A 21,053-nucleotide genomic window follows, 5' to 3' on the forward strand; every position below is an offset into this window, starting at 1 on the left:
GGTTCCTTTCTATAGTTTATTTTGAGAAGCCCTTTTTCTCAAAAACCGTTCGACAAGTCCGGACTCATTGGGAACTTGTACGTATCCTTGCCCGGAACCCTTCCATGATAGATAAACTGATACGCATCTCCATCAAGAACAGGATTTTTATCCTGATACTCACTGCCGGCGTGACCATTGTAGGTTTTTATAACGCATATCACCTATCTATCGACGCGATCCCGGATATTACAAACGTCCAGGTTTCCGTAGTTACTCAGTCCCCGGGGCTTTCTCCGGTAGAGGTGGAGCAGTTCATCACTTATCCGATCGAGATGGAGCTTACCGGGGTCCCCAATGTAACGGAGATCCGTTCTATTTCCAGAACGGGTGTGAGCAGCGTTACGGTTATCTTCAAAGACGGAACCGACATTTATTTTGCAAGACAGCTCATCAACGAAAGATTAAGAGCAGCCGAAGCTGTGATCCCGAAAGGTTACGGTAGCCCCGAACTTTCCCCTATCGCAACCGGTCTTGGGGATATTTACGAATTCGTCCTAACAAGCGACCGTCATAATCCGGAAGAACTCAGGACCTATATGGAATGGGAACTTGCGAGAGAGATCAAATCCACGGAAGGGATAATCGACGTAAACATTATCGGCGGAGAAGCAAGGCAATATCAGATCAAGATAGATCCCCAAAGATTAGCAGTTCATAATATTACATTATCCCAACTTTGTGATAAACTGGAGACTGCGAACCAAAACACAGGCGGCGGTTACATTTCCAAAGGTGCTGAACAGATCGTGATCCGCGGAGAAAGCCAATTCAAAACCGTGGAAGAAATACGTAACGTTGCTGTTCAAACCGAAAGAGACGGTGTTCCCCTTCTATTAGGTCAGATCGCAACCGTAGAAACAGGTCCTGCTCTACGTTTCGGGCTCATCACCAAGGATGCTAAGGGAGAAGTTGTAGGCGCCACTGCCATGATGCTCATGGGCCAAAACTCTTTGGAAGTGGTAAAACGGGTCAAAGAAAAGGTAGAAATTTTAAGAGCCAGACTTCCGGAAGGAATGAAGATCGTCACATTTTACGATCGTTCGGAATTTATCGGAAGAACGTTAGGAACTATCTTCACTAACTTAGCGGAAGCAGCGGTACTTGTGATCATCGTTTTGATCTTCGCTCTCGGAACGGTAAAAGGGGCACTTTTAGTCAGCTTATCCATTCCTATCCCGATGCTTGCAGCCACAATCTTTATGAGAATGTTCGGCATCGTCGGTAATTTAATGTCACTTGGTGCATTAGACTTCGGGCTCTTGGTAGATGGAACTATCGTGATGTTAGAATCAGTACTTCACGGTTTTATCTTAAAGCAGGCTTTTTACGAACAGCAGAACTCCCAAGAAGATAGAAAACTCGCGGCAGAAGAAATTATCACGGATTCCTGTGTGAGAGTGGCAAGAGCCGCAGCCTTCTCGGTCGGTATCATTTTATTGGTATACCTACCGCTCATGACCTTAGAAGGTGTGGAAGGTAGAATGTTTAAACCTATGGCGATGACCGTTGCCATTTCCTTGGCTATGGCACTCCTATTTTCTCTCACTACCTTCCCCGCTGCGGCAAGTATCCTTTTTCAAACGCCGGTATTTCACCACAGCAAGTTTTGGGACAGAGCGGAAGAATTTTACATGCGACTGCTCGACTTCGGAATGGCCAATAAAAAGTTATTCTTAAGAGCAGGTTTAGGAGTATTTGCAGTATCTCTAATATTAGGATCCACATTAGGATCGGAGTTCCTTCCACGTATCGACGAGGGAGAATTCGCGATCGATATCAAAAGGCTTCCTTCCACTTCCATCAACTATTCCAGAGACACGAATATAGAAATGGAGAAGGTAATCGCACAGTTCCCGGAAGTAACAAGTGTGGTCAGCAAAATGGGACGAGGCGAATCTGCAGCGGAACCCATCGGAACGGAAGAAGGAGAATCCATGGTAAAACTCATTCCTCCTAAGGAATGGACCAGCGCTTCTTCTCGAGACGAACTAATGGATAAAATGAAGGATGCTATCCTAAAATCGGTTCCTTCGAGTACGATCTCACTTTCTCAGCCGATCGAGAACAGGGTGAATGCACTTCTCTCTGGATCGAAAGCGGACGTAGTGATCAAAATTTACGGAGATGATCTGCAGACATTAAAGGAAACTGCGGCTAAATTCGCAGATAAGATCAAAAAAGTCCCGGGTGCGGCGGACTTAAGAGTACAAAGAGTGCTTGGTCTTCCTTTGATCCAGATCAAAGCCGATAGACAAAAGATGTCGCGTTACGGAGTGGCCGCGGAAGAGATTCTCACTACGGTGGAATCGTTACGGATAGGAAGAAAGGCAGGAAAAGTATTCGAAGGTTTCAAACGATTCGACCTAGTCGTTCGTTTACAATTGGATGTTTCGGATTTGGACAAACTGGAAAATATTCCCGTCATGACCTCGACGGGTGTTACGGTTCCTCTGGGCCAGGTAGCAACAATAGAATTTGTGGAAGGTCCGGCGGCAATTTATAGAGAATCCTTAAAACGTAGGATTATGGTAGAGACCAACGTAAGAGGAAGGGACTTAGTCGGTTTCGTAAACGAGGCCCAAAAGGTCACAGCAGACATTGAAAAAAATCTTCCGGAAGGTTATAGAACGGACTGGGGAGGTCAATTCGAGAACTTCCAAAGAGCAAAGAATAGATTGTTGATGGTTGTACCGATTGCTCTCGGGATTATCTTCGTAATGTTGATCGCTGCCTTCGGAAATATATATTATGCAGCCGGAGTATTTATCGTAGTACCGCTTGCAGTCGCGGGAGGGATCATAGGACTTGTGTTGAGAGGTCTTCCTTTTAGTATTCCTGCCGGGGTAGGATTTATCGCGGTAAGCGGTATCGCAGTACTGAACGGGGTCGTATACGCTTCCACTCTCAAAGAAGAATTAGAAAAAGGGATCACCATTTCCAAGGCGGTATTAACTGCGGGCCTTCATTCACTTCGTCCGGTAATGACAACGGAGATTATCGCGGCAGTGGGATTTATTCCGATGGCGATCTCTACCATGGCCGGGGCAGAAGTACAAAGACCTTTGGCAACGGTTGTCATCTTCGGAGTAATCGTAGCTACCGTTCTTTCTCGTGTGCTTCTTCCTATCGTGATGGAATTCCTTCTAAATATCTACCAAGACCAGGAAAGAAGAAAAGAAGCCCGTAAAAGAAAATTAGAGTCCGAATTCCAAGCTTCCAGAGCCCAAGAAAGAATTCCGGTAACTCTGGAAGAAGTTTCCTGGGATAGCGAAGAGATCCATGAAGAACCGGAAGAAGTTTTACACTCCAAATCCAAACGTTCTAAAAACGGAGCGAAAAAGAGAAAATAAGGGCCTCTTCGAATGAAAATCCGAACTTTTACATATTAGTTCACGCGGAGAGCACAGAGATTCACGGAGTAGACTTCACTTGCTTCCAGCTCTGTGCGCTCAGTGATCTCTGTGTGAAATTTTCTACTTTTTACTCTTCAATCCGGACAAAATCGTAGCTACGACAGATCTTAAAAATTCGACACGATCCTCTTCTATATTATCGAATACCATACGAGGATGATGAAAAGCGGCAGTCCCTTCAAAAATGATCCGTGCACCTTCTTTAGAAGTATTACAAAAAAATAATCCTTTTTGGATACCTTCCTGGACCATCTTCTCCAATTGTTCGTACATTGTCTGGATATGTTTTTTAACGAAGGGTCTTGTTTTCTCTACGGAATTATTGAATGCAGTATAAATTCTCGGATCGGACTGGACCTTCTCCCGTTTCATTTTATGGAGAGTCATTAGCCACTCAAGGATCCTTTCTTCCAACGGGCCGGTCTTTGCGGAAATTTCTGCAAGAGCAATATCGATACGATCCAGCCATCTTTTAGAAATGGAATCGAGTAGAGCCTCTTTGTCTGCGAAATGTTTGTATAAAGCGGCGTGACTTAGATTCAGGTTTCTAGCCACATCCGTAAGTTTCAAACGCTCGACGCCATTTTTTCTGATCTCAATCTCTGCGGCATCGAGCACTTTTTCTTGTAGTTCTTCCGGCTTTAAACCTGTTTTAGGCATCTCTCATTTAACGACGAGCTGCATCAAATGAGAAGGATATCTATCTCCCTGGAAGGTACCTTCCGGAAAAGACTCGTCCAGTGTATCGAGTTCTTCCTTACTTAAGGTAACCGAAAGTGCATCTAAATTTTCCTTCAGACTTACTCTCCTTGTGGAACCGATCAGAGGAATAATATCCTCTCCTCTGTGAAGCACCCAAGCGATAGCAAGTTGGGCTGTAGTGCATCCCTTCTTCTTTGCAAGCGTTTGAAGCAGACTCACATGTTCCAAATTCGCTTCAAGGTTTTTTCCTTGGAAACGAGGAGAATTGGATCTAAAATCGGGAACACCCAAAGCGGTTTCTATTTTTCCGGTCAGAAGCCCTCTTCCCACAATTCCGTACGGAATGATTGCCACTCCGAGTTCTCTTGCCGTTTGTATGAGCTCCTTCTCGATCACACGGGTCGCCAAAGAATATTCCACTTCCACGGCAGTGACCGGATGGACCTTATGCGCCCTTCTTAAATTTTCAGGAGAAGCTTCCGAAAGTCCCAAATAACGCACATATCCTTCCTGGATCAGATCGGCGATCGCCCCTACGGTTTCTTCGATCGGAATTTCAGGATCGACACGAGATGCCTGATAAATATCGATCACCTCCGTTCCGAGACGAGTGAGAGAATGGGCCGCAAAGTTTTTGACTGAATTCGGTCTGAAATCGTATCCGATGAATGCTCCGGATGGACTTCGAAGTCCTCCGAACTTCACGCTGATCATCGGCTTGTTCTTTCTACCTTTCAGCGCTTCCGAGATCAAAAGTTCGTTATGACCGGTCCCATAGAAGTCACCCGTATTCAAAAAATTGATCCCGGAATCAAGGGCCTCGCGGATGGTCGCAATCGACTCTTCCCTACTCCTGGTCTCTTTTGTTCCGTAAAAATCCGACATTCCCATACATCCCAAACCGACTTGGGAAACCTCAGGACCGTTTTTTCCTAATTTTCTCAATTTCATGCGAAATCTCCATTTAGTTACAAATTACTTTTTTTATAATATGTAACTAAATGCAATCTATTTTCTGAACGGTTTTTTGTCGGAGTTCTTACATTTCTTGCTTTTCGCTTTCCGACATAATACCATTCTAGCGTTCCGGAGTAGCAGATCCCATGGAACACCAGAAACCGATTGTCCAACTTTTAGATGCGACTAGAGAACCTTTCAATTTGGCGATCGCGTCCGCTCGGACTTGCTATTCTTCCAAGGGGATTTTGCTTCCCGAGGACATGATCCGCACGGAAAAATCCCTCGAGATCCGAGACAAAGTGGCTAAATCCACAAAAAAAGCGGGGCATCTCACCACAAGACAGCATCCTCATTTTATATTCACCCTGGACAAGGTGTCTCGTCAGTTCGTCTGGTCCTTTTTACATTCTCATCCGTACTATAATTCGGAACAGGTGAGCCAAAGATACGTAGAAGTAAAAAAAGAAAATTATTATATCCCGCCTACTCTGACAGGAAAGCAGAAGGAATTCTACTTGGAGGCGGTTGAATCCGCATCTAACGCATATTTTGAATTTGTAGAACTTCTACATCCGTTCATTCAAGACGAATATTTCCTCGTTTACAAAGCGAGGGCCAATTATCCTGAAAAATGGCAGCAGCCCATTAAGAAGAAGTGCCTGGAAGTAGCACGTTACCTTCTTCCTTTGGGAACTTATACTTATCTGTATCATTCCGTAAACGGACTCACTCTACATAGATACCATCGTTTAATGAATTCTTTCGATGTTCCGGAAGAGCAACGCCTAGTCGTGGAAGAGATGATCGAAAAAGTAAAAGAAATCGATCCTCTGTATGTGGAAGAAATGGATGATCCGATCCCTCTGGAAGAAACTGCCGAGTACAAATTTTTCAAAGAATTCTACCAAGACGGCGCGAACGAATATAGGCCGGAAGCAGCCAAAAATTTCGTAAGAGAATTCGACGAGGATATGGATAACCGTTATTCACGATTGGTTTCCTATTCTTCCAACGGTCCTGAGGTTTTGGCTTCTTCCGTTCGTGCGGTCTTAGGTTTGTCTAAAAATTCTTTGAATAACGAAGAAGCGATCCGACTTGTGATGGACCCTTCCAAGAACAAACATCTGACTTCCACTCTGAACGAGACAACGATGAGCCCTCTTTCTAGAGCGATGTTCAATGTGCATTATTCTTTCAAAAAAAGGATCTCTCATTCCGCGGATAGCCAGGACCAGAGACATAGAATGGTGCCGGGCTCCCGCCCTGTGCTAATGAGTCAATATACGGGTATGCCCGACTATATCGTTCCTAAGGTTGTATTAAAATATCCTCAATTAGAGGAAACTTATAGAAGAAGAATGGACGGGATTTTCAAGAGCCTGAACCGTTTTATCGAGGCAGGTGGATCTCCGGAACATGCTTCTTACCTTCTTCCGAACGCTTTCCCTGTCCGTTTTTATGAAAGTGGGGATCTATTGAATCTGCATCATAAATGGAGAGCGAGAACCTGTTATAATGCTCAGGAAGAAATTTTCCAAGCTTCTATCAATGAACTTGTGGATTTGACGAAGGTGCAACCTGAGATCGCAAAATGGATCAAGGCGCCCTGCTGGATCCGTCTGCAAGGTGATATCAAACCGTATTGCCCGGAAGGGGATCATTATTGCGGGACCCAAGTTTGGAAAAGAGAATTGGATGAGTACGATAGAACTCTGTAATTTTCGTTTTATCTTGTTTCTATTCTGAAAATTTTTCCGCCATAGTCCACTAGGTAAACTTCTCCGTTTGCGTCTTCTCCGAAAGAAGACACATTCGAAAAAAATCCCATTTCAAAAGTATGTTCTATGTGTCCGTTCACTTTAGTCCCATCCCAAAGAATAGACCAGATCCTTCCAGCTATAAAATCACCGTAAAAATATCTTCCGTTCAATCCGGGAAAATTCATTCCTCTATATACATAACCGCCTGTGATGGAACTTCCAACAAAATGATTGTATTCTAATTTTGGAAAACTGATCCCGGAAGTATTACATCCGAACGAAGGATCATAACAATGATTTCCTTCCGTGAGTCTCCAGCCGTAATTTTTAATTCCTGTGCTTACGGCTTCTATATTCAATTCTTCGAAATTGTTTTGCCCCACATCCCCGATATAAAGATCTCCCGTGTTTCGATCCAAACTGAATCTCCAGGGATTCCTAAGACCCCAATCCCAAATATGAGGATTTTCTAATCCAGCCGCAGGCCTATTCCCCGGAGCGGGAGTCGGATAATTGTCTATATCTATTCGTAAAATTTTCCCAAGTGAAGATTCCAGATCCTGGGCATTATTATTCGGGTCTCCCGCGCCCCCTCCGTCTCCCATTCCCACCAAAAGATAACCACCTGTATCGAAGACCATCATTCCTCCATTATGATTACTGAATGGTTGGTCTACGGTAAACAGAATGGAACCGGAACCGGAGTTTGCAAGATCAGGATCGGAAGAAGATCTGGCATATTCCGCAACAACAGTATCTCCGTCCGATTTTCGAGTATAATTTACCCAAAATCTTCCGTTCGAATTATAATTGGGATGGAATGCAAGACCGAGAAGTCCTCTCTCTCCGGAGAAGGAAATTAGATCTAAACCGTCGGACCCCAAATCCAAAAAAGGAGAAGGGAGAAGAATGCCGTCTTTGATCAAGCGGACCTTACCCCCTTGCTCTAAAACGAACATCCGACTCGAATCTCCCGACGGAGAAACAAGAAACAAAGGAGCATCGAACCCGGAAGCAATTTCGGTGAGTTTCAAACAGGGAGGATTTCGATCTTCGCTACATCCGAATAAAAGCGGAAGAAACGGAATATTAGAACCATCCGGTTTAGAACATCCGAGTAAGGATATAAAAAGGTATAAGATCGAATAAACGCAGATCTTCCGGATTTTAAAGATCGGTTCCATCTTTGTTAAATTTATTATCCTTCTTATTTAAAAAAACAAGCTGAAAGCCTGAGCTTCTCTCTTTTCGAAAAAATAAAAAAAGAAAGGACTAAAAACCGATTTCGGAGTAAATCATCCATGAGCAGAGTATGAAAACAGTTTCCCCTTCAAGGGCCGAAGAATTGGTCCGATACCGCAGATTCATTCATAAACATCCCGAACTTAGATACGAGGAAGTCGGGACAGCGGATTTCGTCTCTAAACATCTCGAATCCCTAGGTTATACTTTCCAGTCCGGGATCGCAAAGACAGGGATTGCCTGTCTGATAGATTCGGGAAAACCGGGTAAAACCCTTTTAGTAAGGGCGGATATGGATGCTCTTCCGATCTTTGAGGAAAATAAGACGGATTATACTTCCGTTCACGAAGGAGTTATGCATGCATGCGGTCATGATGCTCATACTTCCGTTTTAATGGGACTTGCCTCCGAACTAAAAGAAAATCCAAGCGCTATCGTACCGAAAGGAAGGGTTTTGTTGGTATTCCAACCTGCGGAAGAAGGTGGACAAGGCGCAGACCGCATGATAGAAGAAGGAATATTAGAAAAATACGATGTATCTGCCGCTTTAGCCCTTCATGTTTGGAATCATATTCCCGTAGGAAAAATAGGGGTTGTAGACGGCCCTATGATGGCCGCAGTGGATGAGTTTAAAATTACTGTCCAAGGGGTCAGTGGCCACGGAGCCATGCCACAACATACTGTGGATCCTATATTAGTAGGATCTCATATAGTTACCGCCCTCCAAAGTATCGTATCCAGAAATACCGATCCTTTAGATTCTTGCGTAGTAACTGTAGGCGCATTCCATGCAGGACATGCATTCAATGTGATTTCCGAGACTGCGGAATTAAAAGGTACGATCCGCACATTCACCAAAGAAATGTTCGATAAAGCTCCGGAATTATTCAAAAAAGTCGTAGAAAATACTGCGTCAGCGTTCGGAGCAAAGGCGATTATCCATTACGAAAGAACGAATGCTCCCACGATCAATCATCCGGAAATGGCAAATATCGTCCGAAAAGCGTCGGAGAATATTTTAGGTCCGAACTCAGTCACGGAAGAACATGCTAAAACCATGGGAGGAGAGGACTTCTCCGCGTTTTTGATGAAGGTCCCTGGATGTTACTTTTTCGTGGGTTCCATGAACGAAAAAAAGGGCTTAGTTCATCCGCATCATAGTTCTAAATTCGATATAGATGAGGCTTCTTTACCGATCGGGCTGTCAGTGATGAAGGAAGCGATCCGACTTTATTTAGAAACTCATTAAGGATCTGAAATAAAATACAAGTGCAGGAATTCCAACATGCGGGATCCGACATTTGTTGAAACTCCTACATGGGAGTGGAGAGCGCCCCCGCCCCTTCGCAGCGATCCTTAGAGAGCGAGAAGGCGACCAGTTTTCCTGAGTCGGTGACGAAAGTCAAACGAGTCGAACTCTAAATCGACACGATTTACTTGATCGAACGCAAATTTGTAAAACCGGCCCCCACCCTGGTTCGGGTGGAGGAGGTGGGCTTGTGGGAGAAGCAATTTCCCCATACACCAAAAAGCCCAAAATTTCAATCCCTATTTTCGCTCATGACCATTGTAGGAATTCCAACATTGCACGACGAAGATCATGCTCCCCAGGGCAGAAATTTCTCCTCGTTTTTCATAGTTGTTTCCTTTTTCAGATCCTTCTCCTTTCTAAACGATTGAAATCCGGAACTTAAGTTCCATTCTATTTTTAAAAGAGAACACAAAAAACTACTAGCGGAAACATTTCTTTCCTTAGCGAAACCCATTGCCTCCCAATAATCGGAGCCGTATACTCTAACTCTTTTTCTGGAATCGCTACTTTTAACTTTTTCAAAATCGAGTTTCGGGATTTTTCCCTTTTGCCTTTTTTCCCTAAAGGATGAAATTAGGCTTTGTAGAATTTCCTTAGGTTCTCCTATATGAAATACTGCATCTCTCCAAATCGATTCCATCTCCAAGGGAATTCTCCAATCGATTTGGATCATTCCCCGATTTTCTAAAATTTGTTTTCTAAAAACTTCTTCCATATTCGCCTCCGAATGCTTGGATCGAATCCATAATATGAAACAAATATCTTCAAATGAAAAACGGAATGAATATTAAAATTTTTGAATTTAGTTCGTCTTAGATAAAATCTTGCAACTAAGACGAAAAGTTTGGAGACGTAAACAAGAATTTGAAACCGTAGTCAATCACAAAACCGCCACAGCTTCCTCTCGCAAAAGAATCCCTGGAACCAATATTCCGCGGGATATACTAAAGGATGTTGGTATTCCAACATCTTACATCTTGTATGAGTAAAGATTCAGAATAGAATGGAAAAAAAGATCAAGCCCTCATCGACTCGATCTCATCCACTTCTTTTGCAATCATAGAAGTTAGAACGATCGGATTATCACCGTTTACAAGAACATCGTCTTCTATTCGAACTCCGATCCCTCTAAAACCTGCCGGGATTGTTTCATCTGTTGGATCAAAATATAATCCGGGTTCCACAGTGACCACAAGTCCGTTCTGCATAGGTTTACTTTTTCCATTCTCAAAATAACGGCCCACATCATGCACATCCATTCCGAGATAATGACCGGTTCTATGCATATAAAATCTGCGGTATTCTCCCTTCTCTATGATCTCAGAAAGTTCGCCCTTCAATAAACCCAGATCGATCAATCCGGTGGTCAAATTTTTGACGGTCTTTTCATGGACTGCATTGAACTCCACGCCTTGTTTTGTATCCAAGATCGCTTGTTTTTGCACATCCAAAACTAATTGGTAAATGGTTCTTTGTTCCGAAGTGAATTTTTTTCCCGAAGGGAAAACGCGAGTAACGTCGGCGGTATAATAATCCTTCTCAGCTCCACTGTCCACTAAAATCAGTTCGTTATCGCCGATCTTCGCACGATTGGTGGTATAATGAAGAATGGTGGCATTTTTTCCTGCGGCTACAATATGCCCGTACCCCCCACCCCAGGCTCCATGTTTTAAATATTCGGATTCCAGAATGGACTCTAATTCGAATTCGTACATCCCGATCTTGGTCTCTCTGAACAATCTTTCGTGGCCAAGAGCGGTGATCCTGGAAGACTCTTTTAATTTTTCGATCTCTTCAGGTGATTTATACATTCTCATTTCATGAAGAAAGTTTGGGATCTCCCATCGTTGCGGGCCGAATTTACCTTCCCTCAGTCTTCTATTCAAAGAACTGATAAGTTCGAGTAACTCCGAATCTCTTTTGGAGTCCTTTCCGAAAAAATGATATAAGGTGAACTGATTGGTAAGAATATCCGAAATTTTAGATTCCCATTCTCCTAGATCGAAACTTTGATCCAGCTCCAATCTTTTTTCGATCTCTTCTTTTCCGAGACGAATGCCTGTCCAAATTTCTTTTTCCTTATCTTTAGGAAGCGCAAAATGAGCGGAGAAGTCCCTACGCAAAACCAAAACACCGTCTTCTTCCTCGATGCCTGTCAGATAATAATAATCCGAATCTTGTCGGAATTTATACTCCACATCTCTATTACGGATCTTTTGAGGGGCTGCAAATATAAGTAATACTTCCGACTCTTTTAAAAGATTCTGAACTTCTCGGATCCGTTTTCGAAAAATGTTTTGGTCCATAATTACCCTTTTATTAGACGAATTCCTTCTTCCAGCATTCTGTCCGTATCCTGTTCCAACATACAACGAAAATGTTTTTTAGGACATACCCTTCCCCCGTGTATTCCACAAGGACGACAGTCTAGACCGTTTACCTCGGATATAAACACACGACTCGCCAAAGGTGTATATCCGAATGCGGGAATGGTGGCGCCAAAAGCAGCCAAGGTCGGAATATTAAACGCGGAAGCAAAATGAATGGGAGAAGAATCATTGGTTACAAGAAGTGCCGCCCCACTCATCAAATAACTCATCTCAGGAAGACTTGTCCTTCCGGCAAGATTGATCCCGAAACCTTCTCCCACTTCTTCGCAAAGTTTAGAATCACCTTTGCCTCCGGTCAGAACGATCTTCAGTCCGGTCCTTTCATGAAGAAGTTTACTGACCGTTTTAAATTTATCCGCCGGCAAACGTTTCGTTTCCCAAACGGAAGAAGGAGAAACCAAAATATAATTCCCCTTTTCTAAACCGTTCTTTTTCATTTCGGATTGGATACCGGTGACGGACTCAGGCTTCCAAAATAGTTCCGGTTGTCTGGAAATTTTTTGCCTTTCTTCTTCGGTGTAAATAAGAGAAAGAAGTTTGTCTACCTCGTGAGGTCCTCTTAAAAGCCGCGGATGTTTTTCATTCAATAAAAAAGAAAATCCTGCCGTCCTATAACCGATCCTTCTTTTGGCTCCGCTTAAAAAAGAAATAATGGATGAACGAAACGAAAAATGAGGAGAAATACAAATCGTAAAATTATATTTTCTTAATTCTTTGCAAAAGTCCCAAAATCCGAAAAGGGAGGATTTAATCTGCTTCTTGTCTAAAGGTATGATCCGGTCGATCCAAGGATTCGCTTCCAGAACGGATTCGGTCCCCTTGTTCACGATCACAGTCATTTTGGAACCGGGAAATTTTCTCTTGATCTCCCTAAAAAGCGGAGTCGTTAAGATCAGGTCTCCTAAAAACGCAGTTTGGATGACTAAAATATTTTCAGACATTTATTTTTTGGCCTCAAGGATGGTCGCAAAATTATTCACACCTAATCCTCCGATGGATAAACCGAGCGCAGTGTCCGAATCATTCTCATTCATAAATGTACAAAGTTCCGCAATTTGGGCGAGACCGGAAACTCCCACAGGATGACCTCTTGTTTTTAATCCCCCTGAAGGATTGATAGGGAGTTTTCCTCTTTTCTCCGTGATCCCTTCCGCTACATTTGCAAGCGCCTTCCCTTGCGGAAATAAACCTGCATCTTCTGAGGCAATGATCTCAAAGATCGTGAATGCATCGTGAAGTTCCGCAACCCGAATATCGGAAGGTTTTTTACCCGATTCCGCATAAGCCTGCTTGAAAGCGGATTTAGATGCAGGAAAACTCAAGCCCCCTGGCACGGAGTTCACTTGGCCTAGTCCATGCCCCGTGCCGGTGATCTCAATTCTTTTACGGTCCTTCTTCAATCTTGCCGGATCCGTTTCCAATAATACGGCGCAGGAACCGTCCGACAAAGGAGATATATCATATAAACATAATGGACTGGAGAATATAGGAGAGGAGAAGTATTCCTCCTCGCTTAAGTTTTTTTGAATATGCGCGATCTTATTTTCGAGGCCGTTATCATGCAGCTTTTTGGATAATTTAAAAAGTTCCTTTCTAGTATATCCAAAATCCCTTAAATATCTGGTAGCAGTCAAGGCGCCGCCCTGGGCCATGGACATAGCCAGATTCCTTTGCTGGGACGAGAGCACTGAACCTAAAAGTAAATTATTCTCTTCTCTCGGAAGTCTACTCATGACCTCTGTTCCGATCACGATCCCTCTTTTAAATTTTCCTGATAGAAGTAGGTAACGGGCCAGATGAAGAGCGGATGCCCCACTGGAAGATGCAGTCTCGGAACGGATCGCAAACAAGGAGGAAAGTCCCAGATCTTCTTTGATCTTTGCCGGTAAAAAAATTTCTCCCGTATAACGTTCCGGGGCCATACATGCAAAAATTAGAAATTCGGGAACAAAGCCTGGGTTCTTTTTAAGTAAGTGATTCGCAGTCTCATACGATAGCGATTGATAGTCGGAATCAATCTTGCCGAATTTACTTAAATGTGAGTCGAGCACATAGGCCGAGGTCATATTCCTACAAATTTTCCCGTTCCTGATTTCGAGCAAAGTCAAAAACTTAAAGATCTACTCTGCCTTTTTTCGAATCTCGCTTTTCAAAATAGGCACTCTCGTTTATAGTGATCTAAGGTAGGAGAAACGACGTGAAAGGAAACCAAGAAGTCCTCGATATCTTAGCGGAAGTGCTCTCCGCCGAACTCACAGCGATTAACCAGTACTTTATTCACGCAAAGTTGAATAAAAACTGGGGTTACGATAAACTTGCTTCTTACATGAAAAAAGAATCCATCGAAGAGATGAATCACGCAGACCAAGTGATCGAGCGCATCCTATTTCTCGACGGAATTCCCGATCTGCAAAGATACATGAAGATCAACGTAGGCAAGGATATCGAAAGTATCCTAAAAAATGATTTAGACGTAGAATACAATGCCGTAGAACGTTTAAATCGTGGGATAGAAATTTCCACCAAAAACAAAGACAACGGCACACGTGAATTGCTCGAGAAGATCCTCGTCTCCGAGGAGGAGCATATCGACTGGCTCGAGGCCCAGCTAGAGATCATCAAAACCATTGGGGTCCAAAATTATTTGGCCCAACAAATCACCTAAGCATTGAATTCCAAAAAACCATCTCCTAAAAAATCCCCTTCTTCCGGTTATGGCAAGAAGGGGCCAGCGAATAAATCAGGTTCTTCTTTTTCCAAACCGACTCGATCAAAAAACTCGAGTGCCGATAAAGATTCCGATCGTAAACCCTATCGCTCTAAAGAAAAAGGCGATTCAGAACGACCTTACCGCTCCAAAGACGGAAATTCCAAATCAGGATATTCCTCCGACAAACCGAAAGAAAGAGGACACTCTAAACCTTCTCGTTCAGGCATTGATAGAAAGCCGCCTGCTCGGTCCGGAAATCGTAAATTTTCCGACGATGACAGAAAACCATATCGTGAAAAGGATTCCAGCAGAGATGATCGGAAACCGTTCACTCGGAATTCGGACCGCGGAGAAAGAAAACCGTTCTCCCGTGACTCCGACCGCAGCGAAAGAAAACCTTTTTCCGGAAACTCAAGAGGAGAAGGTAGAAGTTCCTTCGGTGAAAATTCCAACAGAGGAGAGCGCAAACCGTTCACTCGCAATTCGGACCGCGGAGAACGTAAACCATTCTCCCGTGACTCCGACCGCGGAGACAGAAAGCCGTTCTCCCGTGACACAGGTCGCAGCGAAAGACGTCCTTTTTCTCCACGGGGAAAAGAAGGATTTCGTTCCGAACGTCCAACTCGCCCTTATGAAGAAGATCACTATAGAGAAGGTATCCGAGCCGGTTGGCAATCCGCAAAACTTTCTCTTTCCGAATTCGATAGACCGGAAGCGCTCACCTATCACGCGTCATGCGGAGACGGTCTTGCCTTCCTATTGAAAGAAGAAGTCAAAGAAGCAGGCTTGGAAATTCTTTCCGACAATAGAGGAGGAGTTTTCTTTAAGGGACCTTCTAAAAAAGTCAGGGATTTTTGTTTGAGTTCCGGGATCTCTTCCGGGATCAGTTTCGAATTGTCTTCTTGGCAGGACATTCAAGGACCGGACGATCTATACGAAGTCGCGGCGATGTTCCCTTTCGAAAAATTACTTTCTCCTGGCACCAAGTTCCGAATAGACGCTGCCACAAAGGATAGCCTGCAAGATTCACGTTATGCGACTTATCGTTTAAAAGATGCGATCTTCGACAGATTCAGGGCACAAGGCCTGGAACTTCCGGAAGCGGATCGTGAAGAGCCTGAGGTATTATTCTACCTTCGCTCCAGAATGAACCAGGTAAAATTATTCCTGGCATTACACGCACAACCTTTGCAAAGAAGAGGTCATGGCAGAGAAGGGGGAGAAGCTCCGCTCAGAGAGACCTTGGCCCAGGCGCTTCTCCGCTTTTCCGGTTGGAAACCGGGAGAGGCATTGTACGATCCATTCTGCGGTTCAGGAACTCTATTGATAGAGGCGGCACTCAGAATGAGAAACGGAGGCTGGGTGAATTATAAAAGTTTATCCAGATCTTCTATCTTCACCCGACTTTTCGGACCTTGCAAAGCGAAGGAAGAATGGGACTCCAAAGAGATCCTACTCTTCGGTTCCGATATCTCGGAAGATGCAATCGACCTAGCGAAGAAGAATGCAAAAGAAGCGGGTGTCGCCGACCTGATCCATTGGAAGGTAGCTTCCGCAGAGGACCAGGAGGCAGGCCTTGGCTTCAAAGAAGGAAAGATCGTAACCAATCCTCCATACGGAGTCCGTTTGGGAGATAAGGATTCGGTTTCCGAACTTTATTCAAACTGGGGAGAGACCTTAAAAAAGAATTTTTCAGGTTCCTATGTAGCTTTAGTGGCGGGAGATCCTTCCCTTTTAGGCTTTTTAAAACTGAAGTCCGACAAAGAACAATCCGTCACGATTGCTAAGTTAAAAGGAAAATTAGTTGCCTACCGGATCGACTAAACCAGATTCCAGGGAGAGATGAATCACCAGGAGATCTTACTCAAACTTTTAGAAGTCACAGAAAACTCCAAGGACAGTTTTCAGTTCCTGAAACTCTTCCGGTCCTTGGAGCCTGAAAAATTTGCGGTCATACATGCAAGCTCCGAAACTTTGACCGAGTCCGCGGAAGCATTCTTATACAATTTAAAGTTATTACAAAAATTACAGCTTTTTCCCGTAGTCGTTCTGGAAAAGGATGGAGTCTCTTACGCAAATCTGTTCTATCGTTCTCCCGCTTCCAAGATCAGTTTGGAATCCATCAAGGACTCATTGGAAGAAGGACAAGAACTTCCCGGTTCCCGAAACCTTCCGGCAAAATGGTTTAGAAATCCAAGCCAAGCATTGGAATCCGTCCTCTCTTCTATAAAAGAAAAGAAGATCCCCGTATTCGTTACGGACCAAGGTGGATCCGAAATATATCCTTACCTTTCCAATTTATGCAAGGAGCTGAGGACCAAAAAGTTAATTCTACTTACTACTAGAAGCGGACTTTATAATTCCGAGGATAAAAAGATCTCTATCTTAGATTTCGAATCTTCCGAAAACCTTCAAAAAGAAGATCAGTCCCTATTTAATGAATGCAAACGGATCTTTGAATACACCGGAGATCCGAATCTCCAGATAGCGATCACTTCCGCTCCGGGTTTATTAAAAGAATTATTCACCATCAAAGGTAGCGGAACTCTATTAAGAAAAAAGAATAAAATAGAATTCCATACCGATTTTAGAAATTTAGATCCTAAACGACTGAACTTACTGATAGAGGATTCTTTCGGAAGAGGATTAAAACAAGGTTTTTGGAATAAGGAATTTTCCGGTATCGTTTTGGAATCCGAATACAAAGGATGTGCCCTTCTACAAAACACTCCTTGGGGAACATTTCTTTCCAAATTCGCGGTGAACGAGATCGCGAGAGGAGAAGGAGTAGGAAGAGATATCTGGGACGAGATGTTAAAAAAAACACCTACTCTTTTCTGGAGAGCCAGAGCGGAGAATACAATCTCCAAATGGTATGCAAAAGAATGTAGCGGTCTTCAAAAAGAAGGAATCTGGGTCTATTTTTGGATCGGATTACAAGAGAAAGAAATTCCTTCCGTCTGCGATTTTTTAAGAAACCTTCCGGAGGATCTGGAATCTAAACAAAAGATCGATTCCTGATATGGAAAAGAATATTTTTTTATACGATGGAGACTGCGGTTTTTGTTCCGGTCTCGCCTCCCGCTTGTCTGAAATTTCCTTAGACAAAAACATAAAATTCGTGAGTTTTAGAGGTCTTTCTACCCAGGATCTGAAAGAACTGCATCCAAGTTTAGAGCCTAAATTCGTAGCAGGGAATGTACAATTGATCTCCGGAAACATGAGATATCCCGGATTTTTTGCGGTCCGAAAACTTTCTCATTCTTTAAAAGGTTGGAGATGGATTTCTCCGCTTCTCTATCTTCCCTTGGTCCCTCTGCTCGGGATGATTGTGATGAATCTATTAAAATCGATTCGATCCAAGGTTTAGCGAGAGAGCTGAGACACCGTCTTCTTTAGACCTTCATAAAATACTAAACGTGCATCCAATGCAAGTTTAGATCCTTCTCTTACTTTTTGCATTTTTTCAGGATCCGTTGCCACGGATTCTATCAACCTAAACATTTTTTCAGAATGAGATTCGTCAGCATCCAGATTCACTTGGAAAAATTTTCCTTCGGGAAGTATAATCCTGGACTTCAGATCAGAATAAGACTTATACATTCTGGAATATTCCAATTTTAGAAGATACTCATTTGCCGGTCCAAGCGCTCCCAGGGCGGAATAAAAATCGGTTGTCGTAATTCTTTTCATCAGATCCAGATAAGCTTTTGTTTCCGGAAGTATATCCTCCTGTGTGACTGCCTCTCCCATCTCGTAGAGAAACTTTCTAAGAATAGAAACATGTGAATCTTCTTCTTTTCCTTCCCCCAATTCTTCCCAGATATTTTGTACTAGAACTATCTTAGAAGGCACAAAATTGGTGAGAGCGGCAGTGTTTAAGAACCAGTTCACGAAATCCACCGATACAAAATATTCCTGCTTCAACCAAAGAAGAAGGTCGGACTTTTCCATCCTTTCTTCTTTTTCCTCCAACCATCGATTTGCAGTCAATACGGGGTGGTATCGGACCTGGTCTATCAATTCTTCTCGAAACGTTTTCATCCGTCGATCCCGCTCGTTTGTTTTTCTATTTTCAGTTTGGAATAGAGAAATCTTTCTGTTAAAAATTCTTCTCTCGCGATCTCCAATAATTCTTTCATCAGATCGGAATACGTTCCGAAACTTTTCGAATAACAGATCGGAAAACTGCTGTAATACGAAGATAAGCCGGGAGTCAGATTCCATTCCAAAAACATCGGTTTGCCTTCCGAGTCGGCTTTCCAATCCAATCGGACCGCTCCGGAAGTTTGGAGTAGTTTACATAATTCTAATGAATTCTTTTGGATATACTCCGATCTTTCCTTTTCCAGATCGAAATATAATTTTTCAGGCATACTCAGCTTTGTTTTGGTAATTTCTCCGTATAAACTTTCGCTAGAATTTTCCAACCCAATCCTTGCTACCTGACTTGCCTTGTAACCAAACGTTGGGGAACCGATGACTGCCAATGTCCATTCTTCTCCCGGCAAATAAGATTCACAGATCCAGGAGGAATATTCTTGGAATTTGGTTTGGAAAAATTGGTCCAAGGCTGCTTTGTCATTGATCCGGTTTTCTTCTCCCACTCCTAAGCTAGAGCCTTCGAATCTGGGTTTGAAGAATACTGGGAATTCTGATTCCTTAGGAAGTCTCGCTCCGCGGAATGTGGAATCCAAATTCCGTGGCAAGTTCCGCACCTCTTTCTGATCAGCAAGCGAATCCATATTCCGCGGCCTATTGGAGCGCGATGTAGTATCTTCGACAAATTCCTTCTCCCAGATCATCCAGGGACTGGTAGGAACACCTGCAGATCCACAAAACAGTTTAGAAAGATGTTTGTCCAAGCTCAGACTCTGGGCATAGACATCCGAACCGGTATGCGGAAATCCGAAATATTCCGCAAGCCCCGGAAGTAAAGCCTCTCTATTCCGAGAGCGGAAACCTTCTACCAAATGGAATAGAACAGGTCGATCCCCGGGCTCTAAGGAAGAATAATCGGAGAGTTTTTGTAGTAGCTTCGACGGAAATTCAATGATTTCCACTTTCTCCCCTAACTCTTCGAGAGTCCGTTTGATCTCTTGGACTGAATTTATATCTTCCCATTCTTGCGCATCTTTTGGATTCATATCAGAACTTTGGATATCTGCTACGATCAAAACGGAAGGAGAATGTGAATTCATTTTCCGGATTCTCCTAAAGGACCGAGGCCTTTCCATGCGGAATAGGAATTCTGTAGTAACTTCGACCAGGTTTCCTCGCTGATCTCCGGATAAATTTCCTCATATTCGCTGTCCACCGGCTCGGGACTCAAATGGTAGGTCCCTCTCACAGCAGATCGGAACACATGATTGCGAGTAGGTTTATGAAATCCAAGATACCAATTCGGGCCGAGACTCACCTTTCCACCACCTCCGGGAAGATCGTTTACAAATTGTGGAATCCCCATACCCGCAACTTTCCCGCGCATATATTCAATAATTTGAATCCCTTTTGCAAGAGGAGTCCTGAAACCGCGGGAACCAGGGATCAATTCCGGATCATACATATAATACGCGCGGATCCTAAGTTCTAGAAGTTTTCGATGGAGCCTAAGCATTGTTTCTCCATCATCATTGATCCCTTTTAGGATCACAGATTGGTTTCCTACACTCACTCCCGCTTTTAGGAGTTTGAGGATCGCTTCCTTTGCTTCGGAGGTGCATTCTTTCTCATGATTAAATTGAGTATTACAAAATATGGATAAACGATCCGTATTATGGGATTCTATGATCTTGCATAAATCGTTTGTGATCCTCATAGGAAGTGTGACAGGATTTCTTGTTCCCAATCTGCAAATTTTAACATGAGGGATCTTTTCTAAATTTTCCAAGATCCAATCTATTTTGGAGTCCGAAAGATTGAGAGGATCTCCTCCGGAGATCACAACATCCGAAATTTCCGGATGATTTCGAATATAATCAAAACATAATTCCAGATCCGCAGTTTCCATTCTTTCCGTTGAATCGGAAACCTTTCTCCCTCTCATACAATGCCTGCAATATACGGAACATTCATGATTCGAAAAAAGTAATACTCTGTCCGGATACATATGAGTGAGTCCCTTGACGGGAGAAAGATCCTCTTCATGCAAAGGATCTAATGACTCTTCCGGCGAGAAGAAGGACTCTTCCTTTCTTGGGACGATCATTTTTCGGATAGGACAATTCGGATCTTCCGGGTCGGAGAGAGACAGATAATAAGGAGTAGTTCCAACATTCAGTCGGATGGTTTCTTCGATCCCGATCTTTTCGGATTCGGTTAATTGAAAATATTTGGAAAGGTCTTCCGCCCTCACTCTTTTTTGGAGTTGAGCCTTGTAATCGGTCCAGACAAAAGAAGAATATAAACTCTTTCTAGAATCTGCAGGCGACTCTAGATCCGCTATTCCCCGGTTTTTTCCTAACTTCTCCATCCGGAACTCTTTTCCCATCCTTATGCCCGCGCAGGGAAAATCAAGCGAAG

The 21,053-nt window shown here is 43.4% G+C and carries 17 protein-coding genes; 7 read left to right on the forward strand and 10 right to left on the reverse strand.

From position 1 onward, the window contains the following. Positions 1 to 104: 104 nt before the first annotated feature. On the forward strand, positions 105 to 3,392 hold the full coding sequence (locus LEP1GSC192_RS00265) for an efflux RND transporter permease subunit (RefSeq protein ID WP_020767887.1): 3,288 nt from the start codon (positions 105 to 107) through the stop codon (positions 3,390 to 3,392). A 123-nt stretch (positions 3,393 to 3,515) separates the two neighbouring features. Here LEP1GSC192_RS00265 and LEP1GSC192_RS00270 read toward each other — a convergent pair whose 3' ends face one another. After that, positions 3,516 to 4,115 carry a TetR family transcriptional regulator gene (locus tag LEP1GSC192_RS00270; RefSeq protein WP_020767879.1) on the reverse strand — a complete coding sequence of 200 codons (600 nt, stop codon included), beginning with the start codon at positions 4,113 to 4,115 and terminating at the stop codon, positions 3,516 to 3,518. 3 nt (positions 4,116 to 4,118) lie between these two features. Next, positions 4,119 to 5,108, reverse strand: coding sequence for an aldo/keto reductase (locus tag LEP1GSC192_RS00275; protein WP_020767973.1), 990 nt, complete (start codon positions 5,106 to 5,108; stop codon positions 4,119 to 4,121). A gap of 152 nt (positions 5,109 to 5,260) precedes the next feature. On the opposite strand from LEP1GSC192_RS00275, the gene LEP1GSC192_RS00280 reads away from it, so the two are divergent. Beyond that, a complete protein-coding gene (locus tag LEP1GSC192_RS00280) occupies positions 5,261 to 6,835 on the forward strand; it encodes an FAD-dependent thymidylate synthase (protein ID WP_020767967.1) in 1,575 nt (524 codons plus the stop codon). 8 nt (positions 6,836 to 6,843) lie between these two features. Here the strand turns inward: LEP1GSC192_RS00280 and LEP1GSC192_RS00285 are convergent, their stop codons facing one another. After that, positions 6,844 to 8,061, reverse strand: a complete 1,218-nt coding sequence (locus tag LEP1GSC192_RS00285) for a sorbosone dehydrogenase family protein (RefSeq protein WP_020767886.1) — start codon at positions 8,059 to 8,061, stop codon at positions 6,844 to 6,846. A gap of 128 nt (positions 8,062 to 8,189) precedes the next feature. Between LEP1GSC192_RS00285 and LEP1GSC192_RS00290 the strand changes: the two genes are divergently transcribed. Beyond that, positions 8,190 to 9,368, forward strand: a complete 1,179-nt coding sequence (locus LEP1GSC192_RS00290) for a M20 family metallopeptidase (protein ID WP_020767928.1) — start codon at positions 8,190 to 8,192, stop codon at positions 9,366 to 9,368. A 349-nt stretch (positions 9,369 to 9,717) separates the two neighbouring features. On the opposite strand, the gene LEP1GSC192_RS00295 is transcribed toward LEP1GSC192_RS00290, so the two are convergent. The 4 genes from LEP1GSC192_RS00295 to LEP1GSC192_RS00310 all read right to left on the reverse strand — a co-directional run bounded on the left by LEP1GSC192_RS00295 (position 9,718) and on the right by LEP1GSC192_RS00310 (position 13,887). After that, positions 9,718 to 10,146, reverse strand: a complete 429-nt coding sequence (locus tag LEP1GSC192_RS00295; protein WP_020767985.1) for a hypothetical protein — start codon at positions 10,144 to 10,146, stop codon at positions 9,718 to 9,720. Between the two features lie 301 nt (positions 10,147 to 10,447). Further along, the gene (locus LEP1GSC192_RS00300; RefSeq protein WP_020767981.1) at positions 10,448 to 11,737 is read right to left on the reverse strand and encodes an aminopeptidase P N-terminal domain-containing protein; all 1,290 of its coding nucleotides are present in this window, start codon (positions 11,735 to 11,737) and stop codon (positions 10,448 to 10,450) included. A 2-nt stretch (positions 11,738 to 11,739) separates the two neighbouring features. Beyond that, on the reverse strand, positions 11,740 to 12,762 hold the full coding sequence (locus LEP1GSC192_RS00305; protein WP_020767925.1) for a glycosyltransferase family 9 protein: 1,023 nt from the start codon (positions 12,760 to 12,762) through the stop codon (positions 11,740 to 11,742). Then, positions 12,763 to 13,887, reverse strand: coding sequence for a thiolase family protein (locus tag LEP1GSC192_RS00310; RefSeq protein WP_020767946.1), 1,125 nt, complete (start codon positions 13,885 to 13,887; stop codon positions 12,763 to 12,765). It abuts the gene before it with no gap. Positions 13,888 to 14,018: 131 nt separating this feature from the next. Here LEP1GSC192_RS00310 and bfr point away from each other — a divergent pair, with 131 nt between their 5' ends. The 4 genes from bfr (at position 14,019) to LEP1GSC192_RS00330 (ending at position 17,901) form a co-directional block, all read left to right on the forward strand. Further along, positions 14,019 to 14,486 (forward strand): bacterioferritin, encoded by a 468-nt coding sequence (gene bfr, locus LEP1GSC192_RS00315; RefSeq protein ID WP_020767916.1) that lies wholly within the window; start codon positions 14,019 to 14,021, stop codon positions 14,484 to 14,486. A 702-nt stretch (positions 14,487 to 15,188) separates the two neighbouring features. Continuing rightward, positions 15,189 to 16,355 (forward strand): N-6 DNA methylase, encoded by a 1,167-nt coding sequence (locus LEP1GSC192_RS20170; RefSeq protein ID WP_052005191.1) that lies wholly within the window; start codon positions 15,189 to 15,191, stop codon positions 16,353 to 16,355. Positions 16,356 to 16,373: 18 nt separating this feature from the next. Then, positions 16,374 to 17,552, forward strand: coding sequence for a hypothetical protein (locus tag LEP1GSC192_RS00325; RefSeq protein ID WP_020767906.1), 1,179 nt, complete (start codon positions 16,374 to 16,376; stop codon positions 17,550 to 17,552). 1 nt (position 17,553) lies between these two features. After that, entirely contained in the window at positions 17,554 to 17,901 is a 348-nt protein-coding gene (locus LEP1GSC192_RS00330) for a DCC1-like thiol-disulfide oxidoreductase family protein (protein ID WP_020767949.1), read from the forward strand. On the opposite strand, the gene LEP1GSC192_RS00335 is transcribed toward LEP1GSC192_RS00330, so the two are convergent. From LEP1GSC192_RS00335 to LEP1GSC192_RS00345, 3 genes are read right to left on the reverse strand one after another with little or no spacing between them, the layout of a single operon-like run. Then, on the reverse strand, positions 17,898 to 18,575 hold the full coding sequence (locus LEP1GSC192_RS00335; protein WP_020767913.1) for an iron-containing redox enzyme family protein: 678 nt from the start codon (positions 18,573 to 18,575) through the stop codon (positions 17,898 to 17,900). The genes LEP1GSC192_RS00330 and LEP1GSC192_RS00335 overlap by 4 nt on opposite strands. Further along, complete coding sequence (locus LEP1GSC192_RS00340; RefSeq protein WP_020767955.1) at positions 18,572 to 19,732, reverse strand: D-alanine--D-alanine ligase; 1,161 nt, start codon at positions 19,730 to 19,732, stop codon at positions 18,572 to 18,574. Before LEP1GSC192_RS00340 ends, LEP1GSC192_RS00335 begins: the two co-directional genes overlap by 4 nt. Continuing rightward, complete coding sequence (locus LEP1GSC192_RS00345; protein WP_036088598.1) at positions 19,729 to 21,003, reverse strand: KamA family radical SAM protein; 1,275 nt, start codon at positions 21,001 to 21,003, stop codon at positions 19,729 to 19,731. The genes LEP1GSC192_RS00340 and LEP1GSC192_RS00345 overlap by 4 nt, the downstream gene beginning before the upstream one ends. Between the last annotated feature and the right edge of the window lie 50 nt (positions 21,004 to 21,053).

The sequence above is a fragment of the Leptospira sp. B5-022 genome (assembly GCF_000347035.1).
Taxonomy (GTDB): domain Bacteria; phylum Spirochaetota; class Leptospiria; order Leptospirales; family Leptospiraceae; genus Leptospira_B; species Leptospira_B cinconiae.

What these genes read in the sequence shown, in the direction of transcription:
- LEP1GSC192_RS00325 (WP_020767906.1), top strand. Translation starts at nt 16,374, where the DNA reads ATGAATCACCAGGAGATCTTACTCAAACTTTTAGAAGTCACAGAAAAC.
- LEP1GSC192_RS00265 (WP_020767887.1), top strand. Translation starts at nt 105, where the DNA reads ATGATAGATAAACTGATACGCATCTCCATCAAGAACAGGATTTTTATC.
- LEP1GSC192_RS00270 (WP_020767879.1), bottom strand. Translation starts at nt 4,115, where the DNA reads ATGCCTAAAACAGGTTTAAAGCCGGAAGAACTACAAGAAAAAGTGCTC.
- LEP1GSC192_RS00300 (WP_020767981.1), bottom strand. Translation starts at nt 11,737, where the DNA reads ATGGACCAAAACATTTTTCGAAAACGGATCCGAGAAGTTCAGAATCTT.
- LEP1GSC192_RS00275 (WP_020767973.1), bottom strand. Translation starts at nt 5,108, where the DNA reads ATGAAATTGAGAAAATTAGGAAAAAACGGTCCTGAGGTTTCCCAAGTC.
- LEP1GSC192_RS00285 (WP_020767886.1), bottom strand. Translation starts at nt 8,061, where the DNA reads ATGGAACCGATCTTTAAAATCCGGAAGATCTGCGTTTATTCGATCTTA.
- LEP1GSC192_RS00280 (WP_020767967.1), top strand. Translation starts at nt 5,261, where the DNA reads ATGGAACACCAGAAACCGATTGTCCAACTTTTAGATGCGACTAGAGAA.
- LEP1GSC192_RS00305 (WP_020767925.1), bottom strand. Translation starts at nt 12,762, where the DNA reads ATGTCTGAAAATATTTTAGTCATCCAAACTGCGTTTTTAGGAGACCTG.
- LEP1GSC192_RS00310 (WP_020767946.1), bottom strand. Translation starts at nt 13,887, where the DNA reads ATGACCTCGGCCTATGTGCTCGACTCACATTTAAGTAAATTCGGCAAG.
- LEP1GSC192_RS00295 (WP_020767985.1), bottom strand. Translation starts at nt 10,146, where the DNA reads ATGGAAGAAGTTTTTAGAAAACAAATTTTAGAAAATCGGGGAATGATC.
- LEP1GSC192_RS00330 (WP_020767949.1), top strand. Translation starts at nt 17,554, where the DNA reads ATGGAAAAGAATATTTTTTTATACGATGGAGACTGCGGTTTTTGTTCC.
- LEP1GSC192_RS00290 (WP_020767928.1), top strand. Translation starts at nt 8,190, where the DNA reads ATGAAAACAGTTTCCCCTTCAAGGGCCGAAGAATTGGTCCGATACCGC.
- LEP1GSC192_RS00340 (WP_020767955.1), bottom strand. Translation starts at nt 19,732, where the DNA reads ATGAATTCACATTCTCCTTCCGTTTTGATCGTAGCAGATATCCAAAGT.
- LEP1GSC192_RS00335 (WP_020767913.1), bottom strand. Translation starts at nt 18,575, where the DNA reads ATGAAAACGTTTCGAGAAGAATTGATAGACCAGGTCCGATACCACCCC.
- LEP1GSC192_RS00345 (WP_036088598.1), bottom strand. Translation starts at nt 21,003, where the DNA reads ATGGAGAAGTTAGGAAAAAACCGGGGAATAGCGGATCTAGAGTCGCCT.